Annotated in this window: 5 protein-coding genes and 1 pseudogene; 2 read left to right on the top strand and 4 right to left on the bottom strand. The window is 71.4% G+C overall.

The window, feature by feature from the left end; genetic code table 11:
- Positions 1–57: 57 nt before the first annotated feature.
- Positions 58–1,575 carry a 30S ribosomal protein S1 gene (gene rpsA, locus ACFWGJ_RS39800; protein WP_107017577.1) on the bottom strand — a complete coding sequence of 506 codons (1,518 nt, stop codon included), beginning with the start codon at positions 1,573–1,575 and terminating at the stop codon, positions 58–60.
- A 402-nt stretch (positions 1,576–1,977) separates the two neighbouring features.
- Between rpsA and ACFWGJ_RS39795 the strand changes: the two genes are divergently transcribed.
- Together ACFWGJ_RS39795 and hrpB are read left to right on the top strand one after the other, a co-directional pair.
- Positions 1,978–2,811 carry a class I SAM-dependent methyltransferase gene (locus ACFWGJ_RS39795; RefSeq protein WP_387333843.1) on the top strand — a complete coding sequence of 278 codons (834 nt, stop codon included), beginning with the start codon at positions 1,978–1,980 and terminating at the stop codon, positions 2,809–2,811.
- A 68-nt stretch (positions 2,812–2,879) separates the two neighbouring features.
- Positions 2,880–5,474, top strand: a complete 2,595-nt coding sequence (hrpB, locus tag ACFWGJ_RS39790; protein WP_387333842.1) for an ATP-dependent helicase HrpB — start codon at positions 2,880–2,882, stop codon at positions 5,472–5,474.
- Positions 5,475–5,481: 7 nt separating this feature from the next.
- Here the strand turns inward: hrpB and ACFWGJ_RS39785 are convergent, their stop codons facing one another.
- The 3 genes and pseudogenes from ACFWGJ_RS39785 to ACFWGJ_RS39775 form a co-directional block, all read right to left on the bottom strand.
- The gene (locus ACFWGJ_RS39785; protein WP_387333841.1) at positions 5,482–6,474 is read right to left on the bottom strand and encodes a DUF3068 domain-containing protein; all 993 of its coding nucleotides are present in this window, start codon (positions 6,472–6,474) and stop codon (positions 5,482–5,484) included.
- 47 nt (positions 6,475–6,521) lie between these two features.
- On the bottom strand, positions 6,522–6,656 hold the full coding sequence (locus ACFWGJ_RS39780) for an SPW_0924 family protein (protein WP_210883605.1): 135 nt from the start codon (positions 6,654–6,656) through the stop codon (positions 6,522–6,524).
- A gap of 78 nt (positions 6,657–6,734) precedes the next feature.
- A pseudogene (locus ACFWGJ_RS39775) lies at positions 6,735–6,953 on the bottom strand (hypothetical protein); the annotation flags it as partial.

Here is a 6,953-nt window from a genome sequence, read left to right as displayed (position 1 = left end):
GCACCCAAGTGGGTGCGGGCCCGCGGTTACCAGCTAGCTACCGCTGGCGGTGAGCTTTCAGCTCTGGCCGCCGGCGAGCTTCTCGCGCAGAGCGGCAAGGGCCTCGTCCGACGCCAGGGCGCCGGAGTTGTCGTCCGACTCCGAGGAGTACGAACCGCCACCGCCGCCACCGCTGCCGCCGGAGGCGGCCGGAGCCGCACCGGGGGTGGCGACACCCTCGGCCTCGGCCTGGGCGTCCGCCTCGCGGGACTTGATGACCTGAGCCTGGTGCTGCTCGAAGCGCGTCTGCGCCTCGGCGTACTGGTTCTCCCACACCTCACGCTGGGACTCGTAACCTTCGAGCCAGTCGTTGGTCTCGGGGTCGAAGCCCTCGGGGTAGATGTAGTTGCCCTGGTCGTCGTACGACGCGGCCATGCCGTACAGCGTCGGGTCGAACTCGACCGAGGCCGGGTCCGCGCCGAAGGACTCGTTGGCCTGCTTCAGCGAGAGGCTGATGCGACGACGCTCAAGGTCGATGTCGATGACCTTGACGAAGATCTCGTCGTTGACCTGGACGACCTGCTCCGGGATCTCCACGTGGCGCTCGGCCAGCTCGGAGATGTGCACCAGACCCTCGATGCCCTCGTCCACGCGGACGAACGCACCGAACGGAACCAGCTTCGTGACCTTTCCGGGCACGACCTGGCCGATCTGGTGGGTGCGGGCGAACTGCTGCCACGGGTCTTCCTGCGTCGCCTTCAGCGACAGGGAGACACGCTCGCGGTCCATGTCCACGTCGAGGACCTCGACGGTGACTTCCTGGCCGACCTCGACAACCTCGGAGGGGTGGTCGATGTGCTTCCAGGAGAGCTCCGAGACGTGCACCAGGCCGTCGACGCCACCCAGGTCCACGAAGGCACCGAAGTTGACGATCGAGGAGACGACGCCGGAACGGACCTGACCCTTCTGGAGGGTGGTGAGGAACGTCTGGCGGACCTCGGACTGGGTCTGCTCCAGCCAGGCACGGCGGGACAGGACCACGTTGTTGCGGTTCTTGTCCAGCTCGATGATCTTGGCTTCGAGCTCCTTGCCCACGTAGGGCTGGAGGTCACGGACACGGCGCATCTCGACGAGAGATGCCGGCAGGAAGCCACGGAGGCCGATGTCGAGGATGAGACCACCCTTGACGACCTCGATGACGGTGCCGGTGACGATGCCGTCCTCTTCCTTGATCTTCTCGATGGTGCCCCAGGCGCGCTCGTACTGGGCGCGCTTCTTCGAGAGGATCAGGCGGCCTTCCTTGTCCTCCTTCTGGAGAACAAGGGCTTCGATCTCGTCGCCGACCTTGACGACCTCGTTCGGGTCGACGTCGTGCTTGATCGAGAGCTCGCGGCTCGGGATGACACCTTCGGTCTTGTAACCGATGTCGAGCAGGACCTCGTCCCGGTCGACCTTCACGATGACGCCGTCGACGATGTCGCCGTCGTTGAAGTACTTGATCGTCTCGTCGATCGCGGCGAGGAAGGCTTCCTCGTTACCGATGTCGTTGACCGCTACCTGCGGCGTGGTAGAGGTGGTCTCGGTGCTGCTCGTCATGTGGGAAAGGGCTCCGGTACGGACAGTGAGTCGTAGGTACTGCTTACGCCGGGAGCCCGTTTCGCTCTGAAGAAGCCGGACAGCCAAGGAAGCGCCGAATCCGGGCCGTGTTCGATGAGAACACTCGCCGGTGGCGCCTCGAAAACCGAGGGGACATACGACAGATGCGAGCGCAGCCTGCTACGTCTGAGGAGCGCAGGCCCGCAGCGCAACTTGTAGCATACGGGGGCAGCCGGACAGGGTCAATGCGCGAAGGCGCACACCCGGGGCGGATCGCCGCATACCCGGCACAAGACCCACGTGGCGGCAGCCGTACGTCAGGCAACGCCACGGGGTCACGCGGATTCCGTGGGGTCACTTCCGTGACCGCCGCCATGACGGACCGCACGGAAGTGACCGCAGATTAATACGAGGGAGCCGATCATCCAAGAGCCCGAACCGTCCGAGCCCGAGGCGACCCGACGCGCGGCGGGGGGCTCCGAGAGCTCCCGCGCCAATCGCGGCTGGTGGGACCGGAACGCGGACGACTACCAGGTCGAGCACGGCACGTTCCTCGGCGACGACCGATTCGTGTGGTGCCCCGAGGGTCTCGACGAGATCGAGGCCGAGCTGCTGGGCCCGATGGAGGACCTGAAGGACAAGGACGTCCTGGAGATCGGCGCGGGGGCCGCCCAGTGCTCACGCTGGCTGGCCGCCCAGGGGGCCCGTCCGGTCGCCCTGGACCTCTCGCACCGGCAGCTCCAGCACGCCCTGCGGATCGGCGCCGACAGCGTCCGGCTCGTGGAGGCGGACGCCACGGCGCTGCCCTTCGCGGACGGCTCCTTCGACCTCGCGTGCTCCGCGTACGGGGCGCTGCCCTTCGTCGCCGAGCCCGTGACGGTCCTGCGGGAGGTGCGCCGGGTGCTGCGGCCGGGCGGCCGGTTCGTCTTCTCCGTCACGCATCCGGTCCGCTGGGCCTTCCCCGACGAGCCGGGACCCGAGGGGCTGAGCGTGGCCTCCTCGTACTTCGACCGCACCCCGTACGTCGAGCAGGACGAGGACGGGAACGCGGTGTACGTCGAGCACCACAGGACGGTCGGCGACCGCGTCCGGGACGTGGTGGCGGGCGGTTTCCGGCTGGTCGACCTGGTCGAGCCCGAGTGGCCCGCCTGGAACACCCAGGAGTGGGGCGGCTGGTCGCCCCTTCGGGGAAACCTGATCCCGGGCACGGCGATCTTCGTGTGCGAGCGGAGCTAGACGGCGGCACCCCGGCCGGAGGCCGGGAGAGAGACTGAGCGGGTGACCCGTACCGAGCATGTGATCGTGTGATCCGTCATGACGCCCTGGACTCGCTGCCCGTACGCGGCGCGCTGCCCGGTCTGAGGGACGCCCTGGAGGAGCGGGGCGCCGCGGTCCTCGTCGCGCCGCCCGGCACGGGCAAGACGACCCTGGTGCCGCTGGTGCTCGCCGGGCTCGTCGGCGAGGAGCCGGCACGGCGGGTCGTGGTGGCCGAGCCGCGGCGGATCGCGGCGCGGGCCGCCGCGCGGCGGATGGCGTGGCTGCTCGGCGAGAAGGTCGGGGAGAGCGTCGGATTCACCGTCCGCGGGGAACGGGTGGTCGGGCCACGCGCGCGCGTGGAGGTCGTCACGACCGGGGTGCTGCTGCAACGGCTGCAGCGGGACCCCGAGCTGGCGGGTGTCGACGTGGTCGTGCTCGACGAGTGCCACGAACGCCATCTGGACGCGGACACGGCGGCGGCGTTCCTGCTGGACGTCCGGGCCGCGCTGCGCCCCGAGCTGCGGCTGGTGGCCGCTTCGGCGACGACCGACGCCGAGGGCTGGGCCCGGCTGCTGGGCGAGGTGCCCGTGGTCGAGGCGGCGGGCGTCTCCCATCCGGTCGAGGTGGTGTGGGCGCCGTCCGTGCGCCCTGTGCGGCCACCCCATGGGATGCGGGTGGATCCTGTGTTGCTGACCCATGTGGCGTCGGTGGTGCGCCGGGCGCTCTCCGAGCGGGAGGGGGACGTCCTGTGCTTCCTTCCCGGGGTCGGGGAGATCGCCCGGGTCGCCGGGCAGCTCGGCGGACTCGGTGATGTCGAGGTGCTGCAGGTGCACGGACGGGCCCCGACGGCCGTGCAGGACGCGGTGCTGTCCGGCGGTACGCGGCGCCGGGTCGTCCTCGCCACGTCGGTGGCCGAGTCGTCGCTGACGGTCCCGGGTGTGCGGGTGGTGGTGGACTCCGGGCTGGCGCGCGAGCCGCGGGTGGACCACGCGCGCGGCCTGAGCGCGCTGACGACCGTACGGGCCTCGCAGGCCGCCGGCAGGCAGCGGGCCGGACGGGCGGGGCGCGAGGCCCCGGGGACGGTGTACCGGTGCTGGACGGAGGCGGAGGACGGGCGCCTGCCGCGTTTCCCGGCGCCGGAGATCAAGGTGGCCGATCTGACGGCGTTCTGCCTCCAGGCGGCCTGCTGGGGCGATCCCGACGCCTCCGGGCTGTCACTTCTGGACGCGCCGCCCGCGGGCGCCATGGCGGCCGCGCGGGGCGTTCTGGAGGCCGTCCGCGCGGTGGGCCCGGACGGGCGTCCGACCGACCGGGGTGTACGGATGTCACGGCTCGGCCTCCATCCGCGGCTGGGGCGGGCGCTGTTGGACGCCGGGGCGTCCCTCGGTGCCGAGCGGGCCGCGGAAGTGGTCGCGCTGCTGAGCGAGGAGCCGCCGCGGTCGTACGGGGACGACCTCGCCGCCGCGTTGCGGGCCGCGCGTCGTGGGGGTGACGCGTATGCCGGGCGGTGGCGGGCCGAGGTCCGGCGGCTGCGGGCCGCCGTACCGTCCCGGGCTGCGCCCGGCGGGGCGGGAGAGTCCGTCGACGGCCGCGGGTCCGTCGTGGCCGGTCGCGCAGTTTCCCGCGCCCCTGACGGGGCGCCCGGCGCCGGGGCGAGGGGCATCGGCGACGACCATGCTGCCGGGCTCGTAGCAGCGCTTGCTTTTCCTGAGCGGGTTGCCCGGCGGCAAGGGGGGTCCTTCCTCATGGTGTCCGGGACCCGCGCCGAAGCCGGAGAAGGCAGTGGGCTGCGGGATGCCTCCTGGATCGCCGTCGCGGTCGCCGACCGGCCGGTGAACGCGGGGCACGCGCGCGTGCGGCTCGGGGCCGTCGTCGACGAGGAGGTCGCGCGCGAGGCGGCGGGCGCCCTGTACGCGGAGGGCGACGAGGTGCGCTGGGACGGCGGGGACGTCGTCGCGCGCCGGGTCCGGCGGCTGGGAGCCGTGGAACTGGCGGTACGGCCGTTGCGCGACGCCGACCCCGCCCTCGTACGGGAGGCGTTGCTCGAAGGGCTGGCGGCGGAGGGGTTCGGGCTGCTGCGGTGGTCCCGGGACGCCGAGGTGCTGCGGCAGCGGCTCGGGTTCCTGCACCGGCAGGTCGGCGCTCCCTGGCCCGACGTGTCGGACGACGCGCTCCACGCGCGCGTGGACGAGTGGCTGGAACCGGAGCTGGGCCGGGCGCGGCGGCGGGCCGACCTGGAGCGCATCCAGGCCGGGCAGGCGCTGGGCCGGCTGCTGCCGTGGGCGTCCGGGGAGGCGGCCCGGTTCGACGAGCTGGCGCCGGAGCGGTTCGAGGTGCCGAGCGGGTCCAGGATCCGGATCGACTACGCGGATCCCGAGCGGCCGGTGCTCGCGGTGAAACTGCAGGAGATGTTCGGGGCGCAGGAGTCGCCGACGGTCGCAGGAGTGCCCGTACAGGTGCATCTGCTGTCGCCCGCGGGGCGCCCGGCCGCCGTCACCTCGGACCTCGCGTCCTTCTGGAAGGACGGCTACCGCGGCGTACGGGCGGAGTTGCGCGGGCGGTATCCGAAGCATCCCTGGCCCGAGGACCCGGCGGACGCGCGGCCGACCCGGCACACGAACGCCCGCCTCGGCAGGGGCTGAACCCGCCTCAGGCGCTCAGCGGCTCCGGTTCCCGGGTCTCGGCCGGTGACGGGTCCCCGGGGCGGCGGCTGCGGGCCTCCAGGTACAGGGAGAGCGCCAGGAGTACTACGCCCAGGACCAGGAAGCCCCAGGGCAGGTACGAGGACATCAGCGCGACCAGGAGCCGCTGGGACTTGACCAGGTCGACGGTCGAGCGGATGTAGTCCTCGCGCATCTTCACGTGTCCGGAGAAGGCGGTCACCTTGTCTCGGTCGCCCAGGAGGGTGCCGCCGCGCAGTTCCTCCCGGTGGATCTCCTCTCCGTAGACGGGTGCTCCGGTGACGGGTTCGACCCAGAACTTGCGGACCGTGGTGTACCAGCGGGTCGTGCCCGTCTTGGCGACCGACTCCGCGGTGATGCCTTCGACGGGCATGACCTTCGGGAAGGGCACCTTGGTCCAGGGGATGGTCTGCTCGAAGTAGTAGACGTCGACGCCCCGGAAGTTCTGTGTGCCCTTGTAGTGGATGGGTTCGGTGATGCGGGCCTGCGCGTCGAAGTACTCGTAGTCCCTCTTCTCCGTGAGGAAGGGCCACTTGAACTCGATGCCCTCGCGCCGGACGGGGTCGCCGTCGACGCTCTCGCCGGTGGCGTGCACGGGTTCCTGGGTGTGCGCGTCGAAGATGTACCGCTCGGGGATCCGGGAGACCATCTCGCCGTCGGGGCCCTGGACGTAGGAGAGGCCGTCCCAGACGACGACGTCGCGGTTCGCGGTCCGCTCGATCCTCTCGGAGGCCTCGACGTTGCCCCTGAGGGTCTGGACGACGGTGACCTTGTCGACCTTCTTGGCCGTCATCGAGCCGTAGTCGAGGAGGGTCGCGTCCTTCGCCTCCAGGACCATGTCCTGGTACTGGTCTGCGGGGATCTTGGCCACGCGCGGGAAGGCGTACCAGCGCAGCAGCGGGGACAGCGCCGCGAAGAACACGGCGAGGGCGAGCAGGATCAGGCTGGCCTTGCGGCGCATCTCGGCGGCCCTCCCGGTGCGTGGTGGGTGTGCGTCACGGGTGTGCGCTACGGGTGGCTCGGGACGGTGGTGAGCAGCGGTTTCGGTGAGGTCTCGCCCGACGGCGAGCCCATGGCCGTGACGAGGAGGACCAGCGCGAACGCGAGGGCCAGACCGGTCGCGGCGGCGATCAGGGCGCGCATGCGGGCCTCCCGGCACAGGCGGAACCGAGTACATGGAGCGGAGCCGGGCGGAATCGGCCCGCTGGAACTGATACATCGTCAGGTCGGGCACCGTAGCAACGGGCGGGCCAGATGAGAACACGTTGCGCAGGCCTGGGCCATCACGGCGTCCTGGGTGGCGGCGTCACCGGCGAGTTCACCGGCGACGCGGCCCTGGGCCATGACGAGGACGCGGTCGCTCATGCCGAGGACCTCGGGCAGGTCGCTGGAGATCATCAGCACGGCGTGGCCAAGTCGGAGTACGCGTACACGTCGCTG

The organism is Streptomyces sp. NPDC060205, from assembly GCF_042728395.1.
Classification (GTDB): Bacteria; Actinomycetota; Actinomycetes; order Streptomycetales; family Streptomycetaceae; genus Streptomyces.
Note: the sequence above shows the minus strand (reverse complement) of the source record. Positions and strands in the feature narration are given on the sequence as shown.

Coding starts and splice junctions, on each gene's coding strand:
- rpsA (WP_107017577.1), bottom strand. CDS start 1,575: ATGACGAGCAGCACCGAGACCACCTCTACCACGCCGCAGGTAGCGGTC.
- ACFWGJ_RS39785 (WP_387333841.1), bottom strand. CDS start 6,474: ATGCGCCGCAAGGCCAGCCTGATCCTGCTCGCCCTCGCCGTGTTCTTC.
- ACFWGJ_RS39780 (WP_210883605.1), bottom strand. CDS start 6,656: ATGCGCGCCCTGATCGCCGCCGCGACCGGTCTGGCCCTCGCGTTCGCG.